Annotated in this window: 26 protein-coding genes; 18 read left to right on the forward strand and 8 right to left on the reverse strand. The window is 75.0% G+C overall.

What is annotated here, in order from left to right:
• Nucleotides 1-21: 21 nt before the first annotated feature.
• Together ACIBST_RS23110 and ACIBST_RS23115 are read left to right on the forward strand one after the other, a co-directional pair.
• Complete coding sequence (locus ACIBST_RS23110) at nucleotides 22-648, forward strand: transcriptional regulator (protein WP_397174396.1); 627 nt, start codon at nucleotides 22-24, stop codon at nucleotides 646-648.
• A complete protein-coding gene (locus tag ACIBST_RS23115; protein WP_397174397.1) occupies nucleotides 645-1,775 on the forward strand; it encodes an aminotransferase class I/II-fold pyridoxal phosphate-dependent enzyme in 1,131 nt (376 codons plus the stop codon). The genes ACIBST_RS23110 and ACIBST_RS23115 overlap by 4 nt, the downstream gene beginning before the upstream one ends.
• On the opposite strand, the gene ACIBST_RS23120 is transcribed toward ACIBST_RS23115, so the two are convergent.
• From ACIBST_RS23120 to ACIBST_RS23135, 4 genes are all read right to left on the reverse strand, one after another.
• Nucleotides 1,762-2,571, reverse strand: a complete 810-nt coding sequence (locus ACIBST_RS23120) for a TetR/AcrR family transcriptional regulator C-terminal domain-containing protein (RefSeq protein WP_397174399.1) — start codon at nucleotides 2,569-2,571, stop codon at nucleotides 1,762-1,764. The genes ACIBST_RS23115 and ACIBST_RS23120 overlap by 14 nt on opposite strands.
• 157 nt (nucleotides 2,572-2,728) lie before the next feature.
• Entirely contained in the window at nucleotides 2,729-3,079 is a 351-nt protein-coding gene (locus ACIBST_RS23125; RefSeq protein ID WP_397174400.1) for a hypothetical protein, read from the reverse strand.
• Between the two features lie 204 nt (nucleotides 3,080-3,283).
• Nucleotides 3,284-3,925: a GNAT family N-acetyltransferase gene (locus ACIBST_RS23130; protein WP_397174401.1), complete on the reverse strand. Its 642-nt coding sequence runs from the start codon at nucleotides 3,923-3,925 to the stop codon at nucleotides 3,284-3,286.
• A gap of 37 nt (nucleotides 3,926-3,962) precedes the next feature.
• Nucleotides 3,963-4,352 carry a MerR family transcriptional regulator gene (locus tag ACIBST_RS23135; protein WP_397174403.1) on the reverse strand — a complete coding sequence of 130 codons (390 nt, stop codon included), beginning with the start codon at nucleotides 4,350-4,352 and terminating at the stop codon, nucleotides 3,963-3,965.
• Nucleotides 4,353-4,407: 55 nt separating this feature from the next.
• Here ACIBST_RS23135 and ACIBST_RS23140 point away from each other — a divergent pair, with 55 nt between their 5' ends.
• Entirely contained in the window at nucleotides 4,408-5,727 is a 1,320-nt protein-coding gene (locus tag ACIBST_RS23140; protein ID WP_397174405.1) for an MFS transporter, read from the forward strand.
• Here ACIBST_RS23140 and ACIBST_RS23145 read toward each other — a convergent pair.
• The gene (locus ACIBST_RS23145) at nucleotides 5,651-7,117 is read right to left on the reverse strand and encodes an LLM class flavin-dependent oxidoreductase (RefSeq protein WP_397174407.1); all 1,467 of its coding nucleotides are present in this window, start codon (nucleotides 7,115-7,117) and stop codon (nucleotides 5,651-5,653) included. The genes ACIBST_RS23140 and ACIBST_RS23145 overlap by 77 nt on opposite strands.
• A gap of 78 nt (nucleotides 7,118-7,195) precedes the next feature.
• On the opposite strand from ACIBST_RS23145, the gene ACIBST_RS23150 reads away from it, so the two are divergent.
• Complete coding sequence (locus ACIBST_RS23150; RefSeq protein WP_397174408.1) at nucleotides 7,196-7,678, forward strand: MarR family winged helix-turn-helix transcriptional regulator; 483 nt, start codon at nucleotides 7,196-7,198, stop codon at nucleotides 7,676-7,678.
• Nucleotides 7,679-7,908: 230 nt separating this feature from the next.
• Here ACIBST_RS23150 and ACIBST_RS23155 read toward each other — a convergent pair whose 3' ends face one another.
• On the reverse strand, nucleotides 7,909-8,868 hold the full coding sequence (locus ACIBST_RS23155; RefSeq protein WP_397174410.1) for a DsbA family protein: 960 nt from the start codon (nucleotides 8,866-8,868) through the stop codon (nucleotides 7,909-7,911).
• Nucleotides 8,869-8,925: 57 nt separating this feature from the next.
• Between ACIBST_RS23155 and ACIBST_RS23160 the strand changes: the two genes are divergently transcribed.
• The 6 genes from ACIBST_RS23160 (at nucleotide 8,926) to ACIBST_RS23185 (ending at nucleotide 14,142) form a co-directional block, all read left to right on the forward strand.
• Nucleotides 8,926-9,489: a TetR/AcrR family transcriptional regulator gene (locus tag ACIBST_RS23160; RefSeq protein ID WP_397174412.1), complete on the forward strand. Its 564-nt coding sequence runs from the start codon at nucleotides 8,926-8,928 to the stop codon at nucleotides 9,487-9,489.
• 187 nt (nucleotides 9,490-9,676) lie between these two features.
• Nucleotides 9,677-10,651, forward strand: a complete 975-nt coding sequence (locus ACIBST_RS23165; RefSeq protein WP_397174414.1) for a small ribosomal subunit Rsm22 family protein — start codon at nucleotides 9,677-9,679, stop codon at nucleotides 10,649-10,651.
• Nucleotides 10,652-10,677: 26 nt separating this feature from the next.
• On the forward strand, nucleotides 10,678-11,445 hold the full coding sequence (locus ACIBST_RS23170; RefSeq protein WP_397174416.1) for a GNAT family N-acetyltransferase: 768 nt from the start codon (nucleotides 10,678-10,680) through the stop codon (nucleotides 11,443-11,445).
• A gap of 44 nt (nucleotides 11,446-11,489) precedes the next feature.
• Nucleotides 11,490-12,383: a pentapeptide repeat-containing protein gene (locus ACIBST_RS23175; RefSeq protein WP_397174418.1), complete on the forward strand. Its 894-nt coding sequence runs from the start codon at nucleotides 11,490-11,492 to the stop codon at nucleotides 12,381-12,383.
• A gap of 23 nt (nucleotides 12,384-12,406) precedes the next feature.
• The gene (locus ACIBST_RS23180) at nucleotides 12,407-12,886 is read left to right on the forward strand and encodes an RrF2 family transcriptional regulator (RefSeq protein WP_397174419.1); all 480 of its coding nucleotides are present in this window, start codon (nucleotides 12,407-12,409) and stop codon (nucleotides 12,884-12,886) included.
• 44 nt (nucleotides 12,887-12,930) lie between these two features.
• Nucleotides 12,931-14,142: an MFS transporter gene (locus ACIBST_RS23185; RefSeq protein WP_397174421.1), complete on the forward strand. Its 1,212-nt coding sequence runs from the start codon at nucleotides 12,931-12,933 to the stop codon at nucleotides 14,140-14,142.
• Between the two features lie 71 nt (nucleotides 14,143-14,213).
• On the opposite strand, the gene ACIBST_RS23190 is transcribed toward ACIBST_RS23185, so the two are convergent.
• Nucleotides 14,214-14,711 (reverse strand): MarR family winged helix-turn-helix transcriptional regulator, encoded by a 498-nt coding sequence (locus ACIBST_RS23190; RefSeq protein ID WP_397174423.1) that lies wholly within the window; start codon nucleotides 14,709-14,711, stop codon nucleotides 14,214-14,216.
• A 77-nt stretch (nucleotides 14,712-14,788) separates the two neighbouring features.
• On the opposite strand from ACIBST_RS23190, the gene ACIBST_RS23195 reads away from it, so the two are divergent.
• Nucleotides 14,789-15,700 (forward strand): EamA family transporter, encoded by a 912-nt coding sequence (locus ACIBST_RS23195; RefSeq protein ID WP_397174425.1) that lies wholly within the window; start codon nucleotides 14,789-14,791, stop codon nucleotides 15,698-15,700.
• A gap of 37 nt (nucleotides 15,701-15,737) precedes the next feature.
• Entirely contained in the window at nucleotides 15,738-16,601 is an 864-nt protein-coding gene (locus ACIBST_RS23200) for an SMP-30/gluconolactonase/LRE family protein (protein WP_397174427.1), read from the forward strand.
• 16 nt (nucleotides 16,602-16,617) lie between these two features.
• Here ACIBST_RS23200 and ACIBST_RS23205 read toward each other — a convergent pair whose 3' ends face one another.
• Nucleotides 16,618-17,106, reverse strand: coding sequence for a DinB family protein (locus tag ACIBST_RS23205; RefSeq protein WP_397174428.1), 489 nt, complete (start codon nucleotides 17,104-17,106; stop codon nucleotides 16,618-16,620).
• Nucleotides 17,107-17,173: 67 nt separating this feature from the next.
• On the opposite strand from ACIBST_RS23205, the gene ACIBST_RS23210 reads away from it, so the two are divergent.
• From ACIBST_RS23210 to egtC, 6 genes are all read left to right on the forward strand, one after another.
• Nucleotides 17,174-17,572: a VOC family protein gene (locus tag ACIBST_RS23210; protein ID WP_397174430.1), complete on the forward strand. Its 399-nt coding sequence runs from the start codon at nucleotides 17,174-17,176 to the stop codon at nucleotides 17,570-17,572.
• A gap of 230 nt (nucleotides 17,573-17,802) precedes the next feature.
• Nucleotides 17,803-18,396 (forward strand): RNA polymerase sigma factor, encoded by a 594-nt coding sequence (locus ACIBST_RS23215; RefSeq protein ID WP_397174432.1) that lies wholly within the window; start codon nucleotides 17,803-17,805, stop codon nucleotides 18,394-18,396.
• Nucleotides 18,397-18,436: 40 nt separating this feature from the next.
• Nucleotides 18,437-18,682, forward strand: a complete 246-nt coding sequence (locus ACIBST_RS23220) for a zf-HC2 domain-containing protein (RefSeq protein WP_397174433.1) — start codon at nucleotides 18,437-18,439, stop codon at nucleotides 18,680-18,682.
• Between the two features lie 86 nt (nucleotides 18,683-18,768).
• Nucleotides 18,769-20,058 carry an ergothioneine biosynthesis glutamate--cysteine ligase EgtA gene (egtA, locus tag ACIBST_RS23225; RefSeq protein ID WP_397174435.1) on the forward strand — a complete coding sequence of 430 codons (1,290 nt, stop codon included), beginning with the start codon at nucleotides 18,769-18,771 and terminating at the stop codon, nucleotides 20,056-20,058.
• On the forward strand, nucleotides 20,055-21,350 hold the full coding sequence (gene egtB / locus ACIBST_RS23230) for an ergothioneine biosynthesis protein EgtB (protein WP_397174436.1): 1,296 nt from the start codon (nucleotides 20,055-20,057) through the stop codon (nucleotides 21,348-21,350). Before egtA ends, egtB begins: the two co-directional genes overlap by 4 nt.
• Nucleotides 21,351-22,061, forward strand: coding sequence for an ergothioneine biosynthesis protein EgtC (egtC, locus tag ACIBST_RS23235; protein WP_397174437.1), 711 nt, complete (start codon nucleotides 21,351-21,353; stop codon nucleotides 22,059-22,061). It abuts the gene before it with no gap.
• The last annotated feature ends 17 nt before the right edge of the window (nucleotides 22,062-22,078 follow it).

Below are 22,078 nucleotides of genomic sequence, written 5' to 3' on the forward strand. Positions count from 1 at the left end.
AACTGGACATAGCATCCGGGCGTGACGAACACGGATGAGCGCGTGCGGCTGTGGTCGCCGGTGTGCGAGGCGGTGGCCGCGCTGCTGGCCCCGTACGCCGAGGTGGTCCTGCACGACGTCCGCGGCGACCAGGTCCTCGGAGTGTGGAACCCGATGTCCGGGCGCGGCCCCGGCGCGCCGTCGCTGCTCGGCGAGCTCGACCGGCTCGACCCCTCGCCCGGCGGCGTCTACGGCCCCTACGAGAAGCTGCTGGCCGACGGGCGGCGGCTGTCGTCGGTGAGCGCCGTGCTGCGCGACCCCGGCGGCGAGCCGTCCGCCGTGCTCTGCGTGAACCTCGACCGCACCCCGCTGGAGCAGGCCGCGGCGCTGCTGGCCGCGTTCGCCGCGCCGTCCGCGCCCCGGCCCGAGGCGCTGTTCGAGCAGGACTGGACCGAGCGCGTGCAGCAGATCGTCGGCGCCTACGTCCGCGAGCACGGCCGGCCGGTGGACCGGCTGACCCGCGAGGACCGCCTCGCCGTGCTGGCCGAGCTGGACCAGGCCGGGGTCTTCACCGTCCGGCGGGCGCCGTCCGTCGTCGCCGGGGCGTTGCGGACGTCCCGTTCCACCCTCTACGCCCTGCTCGCCGAGCTCAGGAGGAGCCGACCGTGACCCCGCTTCCCGACTTCCGGCTGGAGGTCTACTTCTCCCGCTGGGAGTTCACCGCCCGCCACCACCTGGCCGCCTCCGACGCGCAGACCATGACCATGGCCGAGCTGCTCGCCCTGGCCGGCGACGACGACAGGCACGCCTGGGAGACGCTGTCGCTCGGCTACACCGAGACCTTCGGCGACCCGGGGCTGCGCCAGGCCGTCGCGGACACCTACGAGCACGTCGGCGCGGACGACGTGCTCGTCTTCGCGGGCGCCCAGGAAGCCCTGTACCTGGCCATGCGGGTGCTGCTCGGCCCCGGCGACCACGCCGTGGTGGTCACGCCGTGCTACCAGTCCGCCGAGACGGTGCCGATGGCGTTGTGCGAGGTCACCGGCGTCGCGCTGGACCCCGCCCGCGACTGGGCGCTCGACCTCGACGCCGTGGCGGCCGCGATCCGGCCGAACACCCGCGTGGTGTCGGTCAACTTCCCCAACAACCCGACGGGCAAGGTCATCGGCGCGGCCGACCTCGCCCGGCTGGCCGCGCTGTGCGAGGAGCGCGGCATCCACCTGTTCAGCGACGAGGTCTACCGCGGCCTGGAGCTCGACCCCGCCCGCACGCTGCCGCAGGCCGCCGACCTGTCGCCGGCGGCGCTCTCGCTGAACGTCACCTCCAAGTCCCTCGGCCTGCCCGGCCTGCGCATCGGCTGGATCGCCTGCCGCGACCGCGAGCTGCGCGCCCGCCTCGAACGCGCCAAGCACTACACGACCATCTGCAACTCCGCGCCCAGCGAGCTGCTCGCCCGCATCGCGATCAGGGCGCGGGACCGCATCCTGGCGCGCAACCGCGGGATCATCGCCGCCAACCTGCCGCGCTTCGAGGCGTTCTTCGGCGAGTTCGGCGACCTGTTCGAGTGGCGGGCGCCCGACGGCGGCTGCGTCACCTTCCCCCGCTACCTGGGGCCGGACGGCGTCGAGGCGTTCTGCGCCGAGCTGGTCGAACAGGCCGGCGTGCTGCTGCTGCCCGCGGGCGTCTACCGCTCGGAGCTCACGTCCACGCCGGACGACCGGTTCCGCCTCGGCGTGGGCCGCGCCGACCCCGAACCGGGCCTGGAAGCCTGGGCGGCCTTCCTCAAGGGGCGCTGACCGGCCCGGCGTGCGGACCGGTCCGCTCGACGGCGGCCTGCACGCCGTCGAGCAGCACGGTGAGCCCGACCGTGAACGCCTCGTTCACCTGATGCTCCAGGTACGGCTCGTCCTCGCCGGGGACGCTGGGCTCGCTCTCGATCCAGGCCACCATGGGGAAGCGGGCCGCGAAGCCCGGCGCGACCTCCTCCAGCAGGCGGGAACGGGTGTGCCACCACTCCTCGTCCGACACGCCGGTGGCCGACGGGGCCTGCCGCGACTCGGCGACCGTCCGGGCCGCGCCGCGGACGAAGTCGAACAGCAACGACACCACGCCGCGCAGCGCGGGCGGGCGCAGGCCGGTCTCGCGCAGGATCGCGACCAGGCTCTCCAGCAGCGCGAACTCGTTGGGGCCGAGCACCGGACGGGCCTGCGACACCTGGAGCACCCAGGGGTGGCGCTGGTAGAAGTGCCACAGGTGCCCGGCCCACGCGGTGACCGCCGCCCGCCAGCCCCCGGCCAGGTCGTGGACGGTGGGCAGCTCGCCCAAGGCCTTGTCGTACATGAGGTCCACCAGCTCGCCCTTGCTGGGGACGTAGGTGTAGAGGGCCATGCCGGTGCGGCCGAGCCGTTCGCCGACCTTGCGCATGGACAGCGCGGCCATGCCCTCGGCGTCGGCGACGGCGATGGCGGCGTCGACGATCAGGTCCACGCTCAGGCCCGGCTTGGGGCCGGGACGCGACTCGCCCGGCTCCTCGGTCCGCCACAGCAACGCCATCGAACGGCGCGCGTCCCCCTGCCCGGCGAAGACGACCACAGTACGACTCTCCTCTGCCCCCGGATCTCTTTACGGCAGAAGATATCAGCGGAGGCGGCGGCTCCCGCCGCGGTGGCGAGAGCCGGGAGGGGCGGGGCATGCGTCGATCCCGGCGCCTCGCTGGGGCGCCGGGATCGAGGTGGGTGAGGGCGCGGCCCTAGCCGCCGACCCCCACGCCCGCGCCGGGGCCGTAGCCGTGGCCGATCCAGTTGCCGTTGCCGCTGCCCGGCCAGTTGTGGCGGCCGTGGTCGTTCTTCCAGCCCCAGCCGTCGTCGGAGTCGTGCCCGTGCTCGCCGCCCTTGCAGGCGTCGGCGTCACGGGTGCCGGCGAACCGGCCGTACTTCGTGACGTGGTGGTACGTGGAGTCGTCGTTCGTTCCGAGGCTGCAGTTGTCCGGGTGCCAGTGCCTCTCGTCGGACCAGGCGTCCGCGGCGGCCACGCCGGCCATGCTGAACACCGCGGCCGCGACGAGCAGTGCACCGCCGGCGGCGATGAGGTTACCTCTCATGAGCTCCCCCTGTAATCACGAAGTGACATCGGCCATCACTATACGTAGCGATCTTGGACGCCCTCCGCAGCGCCACACCCGGTTTCCCCCAACAGCGGGCCCCCTACCAGCAAACTCCCGGACACCGGCGACCCCGGCCTGGCAAGGGCGCACGGGCCTTCCGCACGGCGTTCCGGCCCGAGCGGACCCCGGGCGCGGGCCGCCTCAGAGCCCTCCGTCCTCCGGGACGAGCAGCACCTCGGCCCCCATAGGCAGGTAACCGGCGGCCAGGAACGCCCGTACGCTCGCGGCGTTGCCCGGCGCGATCTGCGCCCACAGCGGGCCGGGCGTCAGGTGCCTGGCCGCCGCGGCCAGCGACCTGCCGAGCCCGCGCCCGCGGTGCTCGGGCTCCACCTCGACGGCCGCCTCCCAGCGGCCCGCCACGCCGCGGCCCAGCGTGACCAGGCCGGCGCCGTCGCCGGTGATCCACACGCGCACGGCGTCCCGGTAGCGGCGGGCCCGGACGACGCGCGGGTGGTCGCCCGCGGTGAGCTCCTCCAGCGGGAGCGGGGGCGGCCCGGGGGCGGGGGCGGCCAGCGCGAGCAGGTCGAGGTTGCCGGTACGCCTGCCGGTCGCGGCCTCCATCGCCGTCAGGAACGCCGGCATGAGCGGCGCCGACAGGTCGCCGGCGGGCAGCAGGGCGTGCACCCGAGCCGGATCGACGTCGGCGAAGACCACCGTGTGGGCGGTGAAGGCGATGATCCCCGCGTCGCGCTCCGACGGCTGGGGGAGGACGGTCACGCTGCCGTCGGGGGCGGGCGGGCGGCCCGCCGCCGCGTCCGAGAGAAGGTCGGCCAAGGTCTCCATGCCCTCATTCCAGCAGACCGGATTCGCGGCGGAACGATCAGGCCGAGGCCGCGCCTCCGTCCGCGGCGGACCGTACGGCGGCCAGGTAGGCGTGGATGGCGTCCCGGTTGCGGGACAGGCAGTCGATGCGCTGCTGGATGCGGCCCGCCTCGGCCCGCAGCAGCTCGGCCAGTTCGGGCGTCAGGCACTCCGGATGCAGGTGGATCTCGTCCGGTTTGTTGAGGAACGGCAGGATGCGGCGGATGATCTCCGTGGTGAGCCCGGAGTCGAGCAGGCCGCGGATCTGCTGGACCCGGTACACCGCCGACTCGGGATAGTCCCGGTAGCCGTTGACGGCGCGGTCGGGATGCAGCAGATCCTGCTCCTCGTAGTAGCGCAGCATGCGCGTCGGCACGCCCGTACGCTGGGACAACTGTCCGATCTTCATGCTTCCCTCGGAGGATTTGCCTTCACACTGATGTGAAGGTTCCAGCATAGGCGGCATGTCTCCTGCGAAACTCCCGTGGGCGGGGCTGCTCGCGCTGTTCACGGCGGCGTTCACGGCCGTCATGACCGAACTCCTCCCGGCGGGCCTGCTGCCGCAGCTCTCCGCCGCCCTCGGCGTGCCGGAGGGGACGGCCGGGTTCCTCGTGACCGCCTACGCGGTCGCCTCCTTCCTGGCCGCGATCCCGCTCACCGCGTTGCTGCGCGGGCTGCCCAGGCGGCAGGTGCTGGTGGCCGCGCTGCTCGGGTTCGCGCTGCTCAACGCGGTCACGGCGGTCTCGTCGTCGTACGCGGTGACGTTCGCGGCGCGGGTGGGCGCGGGGGCGATGGGCGGCATCCTGTGGGCCATGCTCGTCGGGTACGCCGCCCGCATGGTCCCCGCCGAGCGCCGCGGGCGGGCCATCGCGATCGTCTCGGCCGGGATCACGGTGGCGCTGTGCGCGGGCATCCCGGCGGGGACGCAGCTCGCGGCGGCGGTCGGATGGCGGGCGGCGTTCGGGTCGCTGTCGGCGGTGGCGGTGGTCCTGGTGGGCTGGGTGCTGTGGAAGGTGCCGCCCTTCCCCGGCGAGCCGGCGGCGCGGCGGGTGCCGTTGCGGCGGGTCGCGGTCGTGCCCGGCGTCCGGACCGTGCTGTCGGTGACGGTGCTGGTGCTGCTGGGGCACCAGGCGATGTACACGTACCTGGCGCTGTTCGCCGAGCAGGCGGGGTTCGGCCGGCCGGGGACCGTGCTGCTGGTGTTCGGCGTGGCCACGGTGGCGGGCATCTGGGTGGTCGGCGCGGTGATCGACAGGCGCCCCCGGGCCACCCTGCTCGCGGTGCTGGCCGCGGTGGCCGCGTCCATGACGGCCCTCGGCCTGTACGCCGGGTCCGCCGGGGTGCTGCTGGGCGCGGTCGCGTTGTGGGGCGCGGCGTTCGGGGGAGCGCCGACGCTGCTGCAGACCGCGCTGGTCATCGCCTCGGGGCCGGAGAACGCCGACGTGGCCACGTCGATGCAGACGACCGTCTACAACGCGGGCATCGCGGCCGGGTCGCTCGCCGGAGGGCTGGTGCTGGAGGGCGCGGGGGCGGGCGCGCTGCCGTGGACCGCCCTCCCGGTGGCGCTCGCCGCCCTAGCGGTCGTCGCCGCCGCCCGCCGCCACGCCTTCCCCGCCCCCGGCGACGCGGCCCCCGGAAGCCCGGCCCCCGGCGACGCGGCGCACGGCGGCGCGGGTGCCGGAGGCCCGGCCGCCCGCGCGGGCGCCGCTAGAAGCCGTGCCTCGACAGCGGCGGCACCAGCTCCCGCTCCTCGTACGACAGGTGGGACAGCAGCGCGTCGCTGAGCAGGTCGACGGCGGCGCGCAGGTCGCCCAGTCCGCCGCCGGGCTCGCCGACGAAGGCGACCAGCGTCCGGTCCACCCGCTCGATGATCTTGTGGATCGCCTCGTGCTCCTCCTGCAGCCGGTCCAGGACGGGCGCGAGCCCCGGCTCGGCGCGGCGCAGCTTCGGGAAGACCATGCTGTCCTCGCCGGTGTGGTGCATGGTGACGAGCCTGCAGTACGACTCGCAGTACGCCCCCAGCGTCCAGTTGTTCTGCCGCATCGTCATGGTCGCGATCTGCGAACGGGCCGCGCCCGCGTCGATCGTGCCCGCGGCCACCTGCTCGACGAGGTCGCGGAGCTGGGCCAGCTCGGCGCGCAGGTGGTTGTGCACGTCCACGAGGTGCTGCCCGGCTGCCTGCTCCGCCGGGGTGTACCGGCGGCCGGGGGCGGGGTCGGGCGCGGTGGGCCTGGTGGCCTCGTCCCAGACCTGGACCGCGGCGCGGGTTCCGGCGCTGGTTCCGGCGTGGTGGTCCGGTTCCGGGGAGTGGCCGCGTCCGGCGGCGACCAGCTCCCGTACGGCCGGGGCGGTCTCGGCGGCGAAGCGCTCGATCTCGCGCGGCTCGCCGGACATGAGGATGAAGACGCTCACCCCGTGGACGAGCGCGAGCTCGGCGAGCTGCGCCGCGGGCAGCGGCCCGCCCAGGTTGAGCAGCCGCCGCACGTCGGACGGCGACCGCCCGGCCTCCACCGCGGCCTCGTCGATGACGGCGTTGCCCTCGCCGAGCGCGGCGACGTCCTGGAGGCGGGGGAGCGAGGGCAGCCAGCCGTCGGCCAGCCGCCCGGTGAGCCGGAGCATGCGCGGCTTGTACGCCCCGAGCCAGATCCCGATGTCGTGGGCCGGTCGCGGGCCGCGCTTGAGGCCGTCCACCCGGTAGTGCTCGCCGCGGTGGTGGACGCCGCCGCGCGTGCCGGCGTCCCAGACCGCGCGGATGATCCCGATGCCCTCCTCCAGCGCGGCCACGGCCTCGGACGGGGTGCGCCGGGGGCCGCCCATGGCCTCGATGGCGTCCCAGTAGCCGCCCGCGCCGAGCGCCAGCTCGAACCGGCCGTGGCTGAGCAGGTCGAGGCTGGCCGCCGCCTGGGCGAGCACGGCCGGCGGGCGCAGCGGCAGCGGGTGCACGTTGCCGGCCAGCCGGATGCGCTCGGTGCGCGCGGCGACGAAGCTGAGCAGCGTCCAGGTGTCGAGGAGGGCGGGCTGGTAGGGGTGGTCCTGGAACGTCACCAGGTCCAGCCCGGCGCGCTCGGCGAGCTGGGCGAGGGCCACGACCTCGTCCGCCTGCCCGGCGGCCGGGACGAGGTTGGCGCTGAACTGCAGATCGTGACCGTAGTCGGGCATGAGGGGCTCACCCATTGGTTGGTTGTACGAACTGTTGGTGGTGCGAAGTAAATTTAGTTCGTGCCGCCAACTACTGTCAATTACACTGGTCGCATGGTCGCCACCGAAGCCCCGGGTCTGAGCCTCACCGAGGCGCTCGTCCGCCTGGCGCACCTGGTCGAGCAGGTCTACGGCGAGGTCAGCAGGGAGCACGACCTGACCCCGCAGCAGGCCCAGCTCCTGTGCCTGCTGGTCGGCGGGCCCATCGGGATGACCGGGCTGACCCGGGCGCTGCGCCTGGAGAGGTCGAGCCTGACGGGGCTCGTCGACCGAGCCGAGAGGCGCGGGCTGGTGGCCCGGGTGCGCGACGGGCGTGACCGCCGCGCCTGCCTGATCGAGCTGACCCCGGCGGGCGCCGGGATCGCGGTGCGCGCCCACGACGGGGTGGCGGCCCGCCTGGAGACGCTGGCCGCCGGCCTGCCCGCGGGCCACCGCGACCTGCTGGCCGCGGCCATCGGGGAGATCCTGGCCGAGGACACCGCCCGCACCGGCCGCACCTGGGGCCGCCTGGAGCCCGACCGCCGGAACGGCGGCTGAAACGGCCGCGGCGTCGGCGGACCCGCCGTGGCCGCGCCGGTCGTGGCGGATCACCCGATGACGCCGCGACAGCGCCGCGAACCGGTGCTCCCACATGCGCCGATCGGCCACCCCGGCATGGACCAGCACGACGGCGTCGCCCGACGCGGGCCCCGCCTGGTCAAAGGCGATCTTCACCCCCGCGACCCACTCCCGCGGGGGAGCGGGTCGCGTTCGCCGCGGGCTCAGCCTCAGGCGTAGTCGGGGGTCATCACGGCGGCCAGCGTCAGGTGCGGGGCGGCCTGCTCCGGGTGACCCTGGCGGTGCAGCGTACGGCCGAGGAGGTGACGGGCGTAGGAGTCGTCGGGCGCCTCGGCGACCAGGCTCTCCAGGGCCGTACGCGCCCGGCCGAGCTGGGCCGAGGCGAAGTAGGCGCGGGCCGCCAGCAGCCGCACCCCGCGGTCCGTGCCGTGCTCGTCGAGCAGCGGGCGCAGCAGCGTGAGCGCGCCGAGCGGGTCGCGCTGGTCGAGCAGCGACTCGGCGTGACGCAGCCGCTCCACCTCGGCCGGCAGCCGCCGGACCGGGTGACCGGCGGCGTCGGCCAGGAAGTCCCTGATCACGTCCGGCGGCTGGGCCCCGGCCAGGGCGCGGCCGCCCACCACGATGGTCGGCGACGTGCGCACGCCCTTGGCCTTGCCCGTGAGCAGCAGTTCGCGCACCAGGCCGGCGCCCCGGCCGTCCCACGGCACGCCGGTGTCGGCGGCGATCGCCGACAGCACCGCCGGGTCGCCGATGTCGAGGGTCTCGACGAAGTGGGCCGACAGCACCCGCTCGACCACGGCCGACTGCAGCGCCGCGCCGCCCGCCTCGTACGCCACGGCGATCAGCCGGTGCGCCTCCAGCGTGTTGGGCCGCCAGGCCGCGCCCCACTGCTGCCCGAGCCCTTCGTCGGCGGCGAGGCCCGCCACCCGCGCCCGGTTGCCGGCCGGGGACAGGCCGGGCGAGCAGACCCGCAGCGCCTCGTCGACCATGGGGTCGCTCAGCACCTCCGCCAGCGGCTCGGCCTTCGCCGGGGCCGACGGATCGATCTGGAACGGCCGCCAGACCACCTCGACCGGCTCGCCCTCCCAGGAGGCGAGGGCCTTCTCCAGCCGCCGCTTCCCGATGTGGGCCCATCCGCAGACCATGTCCGCCCAGACTTCGATTCGCATGCCGGGCAATCTATGCGACAACTGTCGATTAGTCAACATGTGTCGTATAGTGGCGGCGTGAACCCGGACGATCCGCGGGCGCGGCGTACGCGTGCCCGTCTCAAGGCCGCCGTGCTGGACCTGGCCGCCCGGCAGGAACTGGGCAGCATCACCATGTCGGCGCTGGCGCGGCACGCCGAGGTCAACCGCGCCACGATCTACCTGCACTATCCGGACGTCGACGCGCTGGTCACCGACGCCATGGAGGACGCCGTCACCGCCGTGGCGCGGGCGGCGGCCCTGTGCCCGCTCGACGCCCCCCGCGACCGGCCGCCGGCCCCGCTGGCGGAGCTGTTCGACCACGTGGCGGCCAACGCCACCCTGTACGAGCGCATGCTGGGCGGCCAGGGCAGCGCCCGCTTCGCCGCCCGGATGCGCGAGCGGCTCACCGAGGAGCTGACCGGCCGCTTCGCCGCGGGCAGCCGTCCGGCGGGATTCGAGGACGTGCCCGCCGACGTGCACGCCGCCTTCCTGGCCGGGGCGCTCATCGGCGTGATCACGCACTGGGTGTGCGGCGGACGCCGCGACGCCGCCGCGGCCCAGTCGTTCTGGCGCCTGTTCCGGCCCCCGGTGCCCGGCTGAGCTCCGCCGCCGCCGCGGGCCGCCCCTCGCCCGGTGCGGAGAGCTCCGGGCCCTTGAGCTCCGGTCCCATCGTGCGCCGCCCGCTTGGTACGCTGCGTCGCGACGTCGCCGGACAGGTCAGAGGGGTCGTTCCTCGCCTGGCAGCGGTCGCCCGCCCCGCCCCCGACCCGACCGCCAGGACCACACGATGACCATGCTTCCCGACGAGCTCAGGACCGCCCTGGACTCGGCCCTGGCCCGCTTCGCGCCGCACGACCTGTCCCGCGCGACGGAACAGCTCACCGAGCGCTACCGCACCGGCCCGTCCGACGCCGCGCCGCACCTGCGCACCCCGGCCGACATCGCGGCCTACGCCGCCTATCGCATGCCCGCCACGTACGCCGCCGCGGGCACGGCCATGCGCATGGCCGCCGCGATGACCCCGGGCTTCGCGCCGCGGACGCAGCTCGACGTGGGCGGCGGCACCGGCGCGGCGGTCTGGGCGGCCGGGCCGGTCTGGCCCTCGCTGGAGCGGGTCACCGTCGTCGAGCACGACCCGCAGATCATCGAGCTCGGCCGGCGGCTGGCCAGGACCGCGCCCGTCCGCGACGTCACCTGGCGCCGCGCCTCGATCGACCCGGGGCTCGACCGGCCCGCCGCCGACCTGGTCACCATGTCCTACGCCCTCAACGAGCTGCCCGCGCAGCGGCACGCCGACGTCGTGCGCTGGCTGGCCGCGGACGCGACGATGGTGATCGTCATCGAGCCCGGCACCCCCGCCGGGTACGCCAACATCGTCACCGCCCGGGAGACGCTCACCGGGTGCGGCCTGACGGTCGTCGCCCCCTGCCCGCACGACGGCCCCTGCCCCATCCGGCCGGGCCGCGACTGGTGCCACTTCTCCGTACGCCTGCCGCGCACCACCCTGCACCGCCGCGTCAAGTCCGGCACGCTCGGCTTCGAGGACGAGAAGTTCTCCTACGTGGCCGCCGTGCGGGGGGAGTGGCCGCGGGCGGCGGCACGCGTCCTGCGCCACCCGCAGAAGCGCAAGGGCCTGGTGTCGCTGCGCCTGTGCACCGCCGGCGAGGGCGTGCGCGACGTGGTCGTCTCCAAGCGGCAGGGCGAGCTGTACCGGCTGGCCCGCGACGCCGACTGGGGCGACGACTGGCCGGCCGCCGAGTGACCCGGCCCGGCGGTAGGGTCGGCGGAATGGATCACGATGAGGTGCTGGCGCTGTTCGACCGGCAGATGCGGCGGGAGGCGCGCCCCGACGGGCCGGACGTCAGGGTCGAGCGGGACGCCGGCGTCGTCCGCCAGGTCGGCCCGCCGCACGCCTGGAACGGCGTCCTGTGGTCCGGCCTCGACGAAGAGAGCGCCGACGCGGCCGTCGCCCGCCAGGTGCGCTTCTTCGGCGACCTCGGCCTCGGCTTCGAGTGGAAGCTGTACGCCCACGACCGGCCCGCCGACCTGGCCGACCGGCTGCTGGCCGCCGGGTTCGCCGCCGAACCGGCCGAGACCGTGATGGTCGCCCGGGTCGCCGACCTCGACACCGAGGTGGCGCCGCCCGACGGCGTGAGCCTGCTGCCGGTCACCGACGCGGCGGGCGTGCAGGCGCTGGTCGAGGTGCACGAGCTGGCCTTCGGCGCCGACGGCGGACGGCTGCGCGACCACCTGCTGGTCCGCCTGTCCAACGACACCGTCGTCCCCGTCCTCGCGATGGCGGGCGGGCGGGCGGTCAGCGCGGCCCGGCTCGACCTGTCCCCGGGCACGAGCTTCGCCGGGCTGTGGGGCGGCGGCACCGTGCCGGGCTGGCGGGGGCGCGGGCTCTACCGGGCGCTGGTCGCCTGGCGGGCCCGGCGGGCCGCCGAGCGTGGCTACGACTACCTCCAGGTCGACGCCTCCGACCAGAGCCGGCCGATCCTGCTCGGGCTCGGGTTCGTCCCGCTGACCACGACCACGCCGTACGTGCGGGACTGATCCCGCCGGTACCCTGGGCAGACCCCGTCAGGACAAGGAGAGCGTTGCCCGAGAGGACCCCGCGCGAGCTCGGCCTGCTGGCCGACTGCGAGAGCTGCTTCGGCCTGTGCTGCGTGGCCCTGCCGTTCGCCGCCTCCGCCGACTTCGCCGTCGCCAAGGACGCCGGCCGTCCCTGCGTCAACCTGCGCGACGACTTCCGCTGCGGCATCCACGCCCAGCTCCGCGAGCGCGGCTTCCCCGGCTGCACGGTCTTCGACTGCTTCGGCGCCGGGCAGAAGGTCTCCCAGGTCACCTTCGAGGGCCGCGACTGGCGCGCCGCGCCTGAGACGTCTGGGCAGATGTTCGCCGTGTTCCCGGTCATGCGGCAGCTCCACGAGCTGTTGTGGTACCTCGCCGAGGCGCTGACCCTCGACGCCGCCGCGGAGCTCGCCCCCGAGCTGCGGGCGGCGTACGAGGAGACCGAGCGCCTGACCCGCGAGAGCCCCGGCGTCCTGGAACGGCTCGACGTGGCCGCCCACCGGGGCCAGGTCAACACGCTGCTGCTGCGTACGAGCGAGCTGGTCAGGGCCGGTCGGCGGGGCAGGGAGCACCGCGGCGCCGACCTGATCGGCGCCAACCTCAAGGGCGCCGACCTGCGCGCGGCCAACCTGCGCGGCGCCTACCTCATCGGCGCGAACCTGCGCGGGGCCGACCTGCGCCTGGCCGACCTGATCGGCGCCGACCTGCGGGGCGCCGACCTGTCCGGGGCCGACCTCACCGGCTGCGTCTTCCTCACCCAGGCCCAGGTCAACGCCGCCAAGGGCAGCCCCGCCACGAGGCTGCCCGCCGCCCTGACCCGTCCCGCCCACTGGACGGCCACCGCCGCCGGGCCGGAGCCGAGCGCCCGGCGCGGCAGGGCCGGTTCCCCCGGCAGGCAGGGCCGCCGCGGCCGGCGTTAAAGGGACATGTAGTATCCCCTTTCATGCGCATGGGTGAAGGCGTCGAGTGGGGGCTCCACTGCTGCCTGGTGCTGGCGTGGCTGGAGGACGAGGCCCCGCTGTCCACCGGGCGGCTGGCGGCGCTGTTCGAGCTGCCGCCCGTCTACCTCAAGAAGCGGCTCCAGGCGCTGGTCCGCGCGGGCATCCTGGCCTCGGTGCCGGGCGCGCAGGGCGGGTTCAGGCTGGCCAGGCCGCCCGCCCGGATCACGCTCATGGACGTCGTCGCCGCGGTCGAGGGGCCCGACGAGGCGTTCAGGTGCACCGAGATCCGGCAGCGCGGCGCGGGGGCCGAGGCGCCCGCCCGCGAGTTCGCGCACCCGTGCGGGGTCGCGGCGGCCATGCGCCGGGCCGAGCTCGCCTGGCGGCGCGAGCTGGCCGCCCAGACGGTCGCCGACCTCATGGACGCGGCTCCGGCCAACGCCCCCGACCGCGCGCGCCGCCACTACGAACGCCTTCGCGGCTGAACTCGACCCCGCCCGCGGGGCGCACATCTGGAAGGAGAATCGGGATGTTGAATGTCCCGAATAAGACGGAGTCCCGGGGCCTCGCCCCGACGCTGGTGCTGGCGCTCGGGACGTTCGCCGTGGGGACGGACGCGTTCGTGGTGGCCGGGTTCCTGCCGGACCTGGCCGCGTCGCTGGAGGTCACCGAGGGGGCGGCCGGGCAGTCGGTGACGGTGTTCGCCGTCGCGTACGCGGTGCTGTCGCCCGTGCTGGCCACCGTCGCCGCGCGGGTCCCGCGGCGGGTGCTGCTGGTGACGGCGCTGGTCGTGCTCGGGCTGGCCAACCTGGGGTCGGCGCTGGCGCCGTCGTTCCCCGTGCTGGTGGTCAGCCGGGTGCTGGCGGCGGCCGGGGCGGCGGCGTACACGCCGGGCGCGGGCGCGGTGGCGGCGGTCCTGGTGCGGCCCGAGCTGCGGGCGCGGGCGCTGGCCGTGGTGGTGGGCGGGCTGACGGTCGCGACGGCGCTCGGCGTGCCGCTCGGCGACCTGGCCGGTGAACGGCTCGGCTGGCGGTACGCGCTGGGGGCGGTGGCCGTGGCCTGCCTGGCGGTCGCCGCCGCGGTGTACGCGATCATGCCGGTGCTGCCGGGCGCGCCTCGGGTGCCGCTGCGCGCCCGGCTGGACGTGCTGAGGCGGCCGGCGGTGACGGCCATCCTGCCGCTCACCGTGCTCGGGATGGCGGGCAGCTACACGGTGTACGCCTACAGCGTGCCCGCCCTGCGCGCGGTGGGCGTGGAGGGGACGGCGGGCATGCTGTTCCTGTACGGGCTCGGCGCCGTCCTCGGCAACCTGGCCGCCGGGTACGCCACCGACCGGTGGGGCGCCCACCGGGTGCTGCCGGTCGCGTACCTGGTCATGGCCGCCAGCCTGGGCCTGCTCGCCTGGATGGCGGCGGTCGGCCCGGCGGACGGCACCGCGGCCGGTTCTGCGGGTGGCACGGCGGTGCTGGTCGGCGTGCTGGTCCTGGCGTGGGGGGCGAGCAGTTGGTCTCAGACGCCGCCGCAGCAGCACCGGCTCATCGCCGCCGCGCCCGGGGAGGCGCCACTGGTGGTCTCGCTCAACTCCTCGGCGATCTACGCGGGCATCGGCGCGGGCACGCTGCTCGGCGGGCTCACGCTGCCGTCGGGCGCGGCCCTCACGTACGCGACCGGCGCGGCGCTGGCGGCCGCCGCCCTGCTGTTCGCCCTGGCCACCAGATCAGCGGGCGGCACCCCCGAGTGACCCGCGCCGCGCGGCCGGAGCCGGGCGGTGGCGGGGGACCACCCCCGCTCCGGCCGGTGGCGCGGGGCGGGTCAGGAAGTCTGGTCGCCGAGGGATTCGAGCAGGTCGCGCAGGGTGGCGGCCAGCTCGTCGCGCCGTTGCGCGGTGAGCGCCGACAGCATCCGCTGCTCGGTCGCCAGATGGTCGGGCAGCGCGCGGTCGATCAGCGCGAGCCCTTCGGCGGTGAGCGTCACGTGCACCCCGCGCCCGTCGGAGTCGCTGGGGGTGCGCCGCACCAGCCCCCGCGACTCCAGCCGGTCGAGCCGCTGGGTGACGGCCCCCGAGGTGACCATGGAGGCGCGCATCAGGGCGGCGGGGGTCAGCCGGTGGGGCGGTTCGCTGCGCCGCAACGTGGCCAGCACGTCGAACGAGGCCCGGTCGAGCCCGTGCCCGGCGAACGTACGGCCCAGCTCGGCCTCGATGAGCCGGGACAGCCGCGACAGCCGCCCGATCACCGCCATGGGGGAGACGTCCAGGTCAGGGCGCTGCGCGTGCCACTGCCTGAGGATGTAGTCGACCTGGTCAGCCACCCTCGCAGCCTACAAGTCTCTTAGCGGTGAGGAAAATCACCTGGCTGGAACGTCCAGCCTTCGGTTAATTTGTCTTAGTGCTAAGTAATCGAACGGGAACCGTTCTGCTGACCGCCCTCACCCCCGCCATCTGGGGGACCACCTACCTGATCACCACCGAGCTGCTGCCGCCCGGCCGCCCCCTGCTGGCCGCGTTGATCCGCGCGCTGCCGGCGGGGCTGATCCTGATCGCGATCACGCGGCGGCTGCCCCAGGGGAACTGGTGGTGGCGTGCCCTGGTGCTCGGTGCGCTCAACATCGGGTTGTTCTTCGCGTTGTTGTTCGTGGGCGCCTACCGGCTGCCCGGAGGGGTGGCCGCCACCGTCGGGGCCATCCAGCCGCTGCTGGTCGCGTTGTTGTCGGCGGGCCTGCTGGGTGAGCGGCTGACCTGGCGCGTCGCGCTGGCCGCGGCGGCGGGCGTGGCCGGGGTGAGCCTGCTGGTGCTGCGCGCCGACGCCCGGCTCGACCTGCTGGGCGTGGCCGCCGCGCTGGGCGGCGCGGTGGTGATGGCGGTCGGGGTCGTGCTCAGCAAGCGCTGGAAGTCGCCCGCGCCGCTGCTGGCCACCACCGGCTGGCAGCTCACGGCCGGCGGCCTGCTGCTCGCCCCGGTGACGTTCCTCGTCGAGGGGCCGCCGCCCGCCCACCTGACCGGCGAGAACCTGGCCGGGTACGCCTACCTCGCGATCATCGGCTCGGCCCTGGCCTACACCCTGTGGTTCCGGGGCATCCGCGAGCTGTCGGCCACCAAGGTCACCTTCCTCGGGCTGCTCAGCCCCGTCGTCGCCACCGCGCTCGGCTGGCTGGTGCTCGGCCAGCGGCTCACGCTCGCGCAGGTGGCCGGCGCCGTCATCGTGCTCGCCGCCCTGCTCGCGGCGCAGCTCCAGCCCGTACGGCACCGCGCCGCGCCCGAGCCGGTGGAGGCCCCCGTGCCCGCGGGCGGGAAACGATGATCGCGTCCGCCGCTAGGATCGGGCCGAGGAGGCCGGTATGAGCGTGCAGGCGTACCCCGTGACCGGGCCGGTGGCCGAGCACGGCGAGGGGCCCGTGTGGTCCGCCCGCTGGGGCGGGCTGCGGTGGGTGGACATGCTGGCCGGCGACGTGCTGGCCCTCGACGACGCGGGCGGCGTGCGGCGGCGGCACGTCGGCCCGGTCGCCGCGGCGCTGCGCCCGCGCGCGTCCGGCGGTTACGTGGTGGCCGGCGAACGCGAGCTGCTGCTGGCCGACGCCGACGACCTCGACGCGCCGCTGCGCCCGCTCGGCCAGGCGTGGAGCGACCCGGGCGTGCGCATGAACGACGGCGGCTGCGACCCCGAGGGCCGCTTCTACATCGGCAGCATGCCCTACGACGAGACCCCCGGAGCCGGCTCCCTCTACGTGGCCGGTCCGGACGGCGCGCTCAGCCCGGTGATCACCGGCGTCACCGTCTCCAACGGCCTCGACTTCAGCCCCGACGGCAGCCTGGCCTACTACGCCGACACCGCCACCGGCCGGGTGGACGTCCTCGACCACGACCCGGCGGGCGGGCTCACCGGGCGCAGGCCGTTCGTGACGATCGACCCCGGCCAGGGCGCGCCCGACGGGCTGACGGTCGACGCCGAGGGCGGGGTGTGGGTGGCGCTCTGGCAGGGATTCGCCGTGCACCGGTACACCCCCGGCGGGCGGCTCGACGCCGTGGTGGAGCTGCCGGTCGGCAAGGTCACCGCGGTCACGTTCGGCGGCCTCGGCCTCGACCGGCTGTTCGTCACCACGTCGAGGCTCGGGGTGGACGCCCGGGAGCAGCCGGAGGCGGGCGCCCTGTTCGCGGCCGACCCCGGCGTGCGCGGCCGCCCGGTGCTGCCCACCACCCTGTGACGGCGGCGCAGGACGATCAGCGGGGGTGGTCGCCGGTGGCGCCGTCGATCAGCTCGCGCAGGATGTCCATGTGGCCCGCGTGGCGCACGGTGTCCTCGATCATGTGGATGAGCACCCAGCGCAGGGTCACCCGGCGGCCCGCCCACGAGGTGCCCGGCTCGTCGAGGGGGAGGTCGGAGATCGCCTTGTCGGCGGCGGCGCGGGCCCGGCCGTAGAAGGCGACGATCTGCTCGGTGGTCTCCCGCTCGCCGATCGCGAAGTCGTCCTCGGGGGCGAACCACAGCGGCTCGGCCTCGCGGCCGAAGGTGGCGCAGAACCAGCCGTACTCGACGGCGGCCAGGTGTTTGACGATGCCGAGCAGCGACGTGCCGGACGGCGTCATCGGCCGCCTGACCTGCTCCTCGCCCAGGCCCTGGAGCTTCCACACGATCACGTCGCGGTGCCGGTCGAGGCTGGCGTGCAGGCTCTCCTTCTCGCCACCGGACGGCGGCACTTCTCTTACCATGCCCGCGACCGTAACAGCCGGGACCGACACGTTGCCGCCGGCCGCCGGAGGCCGCGATACTCCCTGCATGATCGGTCATATCGGCATCAACGTCCCCGACCTGCGGGCGGCCAAGGAGTACTACGACGCCCTCCTGCCGTACCTCGGCTTCAAGGAGTTCTTCAGCAGCGAGGAGGAGATCGGCTACATGCCGGCCAGCGACAAGCCGGGCACGTACCTGTTCCTCTACCCCGCGCAGGAGCCCGGCGACTACTCGCGGCACCGCACCGGCCTGCAACACCTCGCGTTCTCGCTGCGCAGCCGGTCCGCGGTGGCCGAGGCGCACGCGCGGGCGGTGGAGCTCGGCTCGCAGGTGCTGCACGAGCCCAGGGAGTTCCCCGAGTACCCGCCGCCCTACCACGCCGCGTTCTGGCTCGACCCGCACGGCGTCATGCTGGAGGCCGTCTGCCACTACGACCGCGACTGAGCTGCGGCGATCCCGGTCCCGCACGGCTGGACGGCCTCCGCCGGGGAAGGTTCCCTGTCGGTGCCGCCGTACGACGTGCGGGCGCGGACCGGTGTGCGATCTTCAGGTGCGAGGAGGCGAGGGCTAGCCTGGAGGATGACGTCCCGCACGGGCCCGGCGGCAGGCCGGGCGTGGACGACGCGCGGCCCGATGTCATGATGTCCCCGACGCTCGACCGGGAGGAAACGATCGTGGGGCCTTTCGCGGGCGGTGGGCTGCCCCCGGACGACGTCGTCGTCGCGGCGCTGCGGGCCGGGGACGAGTCGATGTTCGCCGCGCTCCTCGACACCTGGTCGCGGGGGATGCTGCGGGCGGCCAGGTCCTACGTGTCCACCGACGACTCGGCCGAGGAGGTCGTGCAGGACACGTGGCTGGCGGTCATCGGCGCCATCGACGCCTTCGAGGGGCGCTCCTCGGTCAAGACGTGGGTCTACCGCATCCTGGTCAACACCGCCAAGAAACGCGGCCTGCGCGAGAGCCGCACGCTGCCGTGGAGCGCGTTCGAGCCGCCCGCCGAGCCGGCCCAGAAGGAGCACGGCCCGACGCCGGAGGGCGCGGTGCTCGCCTCGGAGGCGCGCGGTCTCATCGGTGAGGCGCTGGCCGGGCTGCCGCCCCGGCAGCGGATCGTCATCACCCTGCGTGACCTGGAGGGATGCACGTCGGAGGAGGTTTGCGAGATCCTGGAGATCTCGGCGGCCAACCAACGGGTGCTCCTGCACCGGGCAAGAGCCACGGTCCGCGACCGGCTCGAAGGCTACTACCAGTCCGTGAAGCGGTCAGAATAGGTTAAACGGTTCAACGCTCAGAGGTGAGGCGGTCAACGTCGTGAAGCGGTTCACGTGCGACGAGCTGGTAGAACTCATCACCGCCTACCTTGACGGCGCTCTTGACCGGCCCGAACGCGAGGCGTTCGAGGCGCACGCGGCGGCCTGCGCCGACTGCGCGCGGCAGCTCGACCGGTTCCGCGAGACCGTCCGGGCCCTGCGCGAGCTCCCGCCGGAGCGCAAGTTGTCCGACGGCACGCGCGACCGCCTGATGTCCGCCTTCAGAGCCCGCCGCCGTCGCGGCTGACGACCCAGGAGTCGCAAAAGGGGCAAATCCCGGCAGATCATCAAATTTCCGTGTAACGCTGGCGGGTCTCGCGGGTCTGTAAGCACATGCGCCACGCGATGACCGGCCCGGCGGCCGGCGGGTCCGGCGCCCCGGGAGCGGCCGGCGAGCCGCTCCGGGGCGTGCCGGAGGTGGAGGAGTTCGCACGCCGGTGCTTCGCACCCGCCCCGGGCGACCGGGTGGGGGCCGAGCTGGAGTTCCTGATCTTCGACCGGGCGGACCCGGCGCGGCAGGTCCCGATGGACCGGGTGAAGCAGGTCGTCCCGGCGCTGGCCGGCGGGAGCCGGGTGACGTACGAGCCGGGCGGCCAGATCGAGCTGTCGGGCCCGGCCGGGCCGCCCGCCGAGGCCATCGGACGGCTGGCCGCCGACGTGGCCGCCGTACGCGCGGCGCTCGGGCGGGCCGGGCTGGTGCTGGGCGGCGTGGGGCTCGACCCGCTGCGCCCGGCCCGGCGGCAGCTCCGCCAGCCGCGCTACGACGCCATGGCCGAGTTCCTGGGCCGCCCGTACGGGCCGCTGATGATGTGCTCGACGGCGTCCGTCCAGGTCAACGTGGACCTGGGGGAGCGGCCGGCGGTCCGGTGGGAGCGCGCCAGGCTGCTCCGGCCCGTCCTGACCGCGGCCTTCGCCAACTCGCCGCTGAGCCGCGGACGCCCCTGCGGCTGGATGTCGGGCCGCCAGGCCGTCTGGGAGAACCTGGACCCGACCCGCACCGCCCCCGTCGACGGCCCTGGCGACGGCTCCGTCGACGGCTCAGGCGACCCGGCGGCGGCCTGGGCGGCGTACCTGCTGGACGCCCGGCTCATGCTCGTCCGCGAGGACGAGCGCCGCTACCGCGCGGTCGGCGACGGCTCGACCTTCCGCGACTGGCTCGGCGGCGCGGGCGAGCGCCCGCCCACCCCCGACGACCTGGCCTACCACGCCACCACGCTGTTCCCGCCGGTCCGGCCGCGCGGCTGGCTGGAGATCCGCTACCTCGACGCCCAGCACCCGGACGACTGGCCGGTGTGCGTCGCCGTCACCCACGCGCTGATCACCGACGACCGCGCCGCCGACGCCGCACTGTCGGCCGCCGAGCCCGTCGCGGGCCTGGCCGAGGCGGCCGCCAGGTGCGGCCTGACCGACCCGCGGCTAGCCCGCGCCGCCGAGGCGGCCTTCCGCGCCGCCGTCGAGGCGCTGCCCCGGCTCGGCGCGCCCGCCGGCCTGGTCGACGGCGTGTCCGGCTTCGCCGCCCGGTACGTGAGCGCGGGCCGCTCCCCGGCGGCCGACCTGATGGAGCTGATGACGGACCCGGTACGGCGCCTGCCGGCCTGGCTGAGCGGAGAAGGACGGGCATGAACGACATCAAGGAACGCATCGCCGCCGAGCTGACCGCGGTGCGCGACCGTTCGCTGACCTACACCGAGGCCGAGGACGACCTCCTGCTGCGCCAGCACTCCCCGCTGATGTCGCCGCTGGTGTGGGACCTCGCGCACGTCGGCAACTACGAGGAGCTGTGGGTGCTGCGCGAGGCCGCCGGCATCACGCCGCTGCGCCCCGAGATCGACGACATCTACGACGCCTTCAAGCACCCCCGCAAGGACCGTCCCGCCCTGCCGATCCTCGGCCCGGCCGAGGCCAGGAAGTACATCGGCGGCGTGCGCGGCCGGGTGCTCGACGTGCTGGACGCCATCGACCTGGAGGCCGCCGCCCCGCTGCACCGCGACGGGTTCGTGTTCGGCCTGGTCATCCAGCACGAGCACCAGCACGACGAGACGATGCTGGCCACCTGGCAACTGTCCCGGCAGCCCGGCCTGGTCCGCGACGGCGACCTGCCGCCGGGCCGCGCCACCGGCCCCGCCGAGGTGTACGTCCCCGCCGGCCCCTTCCAGATGGGCACCGGCACCCTGCCCTGGGCCTACGACAACGAGCGCCCCGCCCACCGGGTGGACCTGCCCGCCTACTGGATCGACCGGTTGCCCGTCGGCAACGCCGCCTACGCCGCGTTCGTCGAGTCCGGCGGCTACGACGACCCGCGCTGGTGGCACCCGGACGGCTGGCGCTGGCGGCAGGAGAGCGGGGCCACCGCGCCGCTGTTCTGGACCCGCGAGGGCGACGCGTGGTGGCGCACCCGCTTCGGCCGCGCCGAGCACGTCCCGATGGACGAGCCGGTCCAGCACGTGAGCTGGTACGAGGCCGACGCCTACGCCCGCTGGGCGGGCCGGCGGCTGCCCACCGAGGCCGAGTGGGAGAAGGCGTGCGGCTGGGACCCGGAGGCCGGGCGCGCCCGCAAGTACCCGTGGGGCGACGAGGACCCCCGTCCCGACCTGGCCAATCTCGGTCACCGGGCGGCCCGGCCGGCCCCGCTGGGCGCCTACCCCGCCGGGGCGAGCGCGTACGGGGCCGAGCAGATGGTCGGCGACGTGTGGGAGTGGACCGGGTCGTGGTTCCAGCCCTATCCCGGGTTCCGCAGCTTCCCGTACAAGGAGTACAGCGAGGTCTTCTTCGGGCAGGAGTACCGGGTGCTGCGCGGCGGCTCGTGGGCGGCCGACCCGGCGGCGGTGCGCACGACGTTCCGCAACTGGGACTACCCGGTCCGGCGGCAGATCTTCACCGGCTTCCGCTGCGCCCGCGACGCCGAGCGGGCCTAGATGTGCCGGCACGCCGCCTGGCTGGGCGTCCCGCGCCCGCTGACCTCGCTGATCCACGAGCCGGCGCACGGCCTGCTCGCCCAGTCGTACGCGCCCCGGCGGCAGCGCCACGGCACGGTCAACGCCGACGGCTACGGCATGGCCTGGTACGACCCGGCCAGGCCGGAGCCGGTGCGCTACCGCCGCGCCATCCCCATCTGGGCCGACGCCAACCTGCCCGCGCTCGCCGAGATCGCCCGCTCCGGGTGCCTGCTCGCGGCCGTGCGGTGCGCCACGACCGGCATGCCGGTGGAGGAGAGCGCCACCGCGCCGTTCGCCGGGGGCGGCTGGCTGCTCAGCCACAACGGCCGGGTCGAGCGCGACGCGGTCATGGACCTGGCCGACGACCTGCCCGAGAGCCCCTGCGACTCGGCCTGGCTGGCCGCCGCCGTGTTCGCCCGCGGCAGCGCCGGTCTCGCCCTGGCCGCGGCGCTGGCCGACGTCGTCGTGCGCGCGGGGGAGAAGGACCCCGCCGCCCGGCTGAACCTGCTCGCCTGCGACGGCACGGCGCTGGCCGCGACCGTCTGGGGCGACACCCTGTTCTTCCGCGCCGACCAGGACGGCGTGTACGTGGCCAGCGAGCCGCTCGACGACCGGCCGGGCTGGCAGGAGGCGCCCGACCGCAGCCTGCTCACCGCCACGCCGGACGACGTACGCGTCCAGCCGTTGTGACCTTCCAGGAGGATCTC

Origin of the sequence: Nonomuraea sp. NPDC049684, from assembly GCF_044465345.1 — a bacterium.
GTDB lineage: Bacteria > Actinomycetota > Actinomycetes > Streptosporangiales > Streptosporangiaceae > Nonomuraea.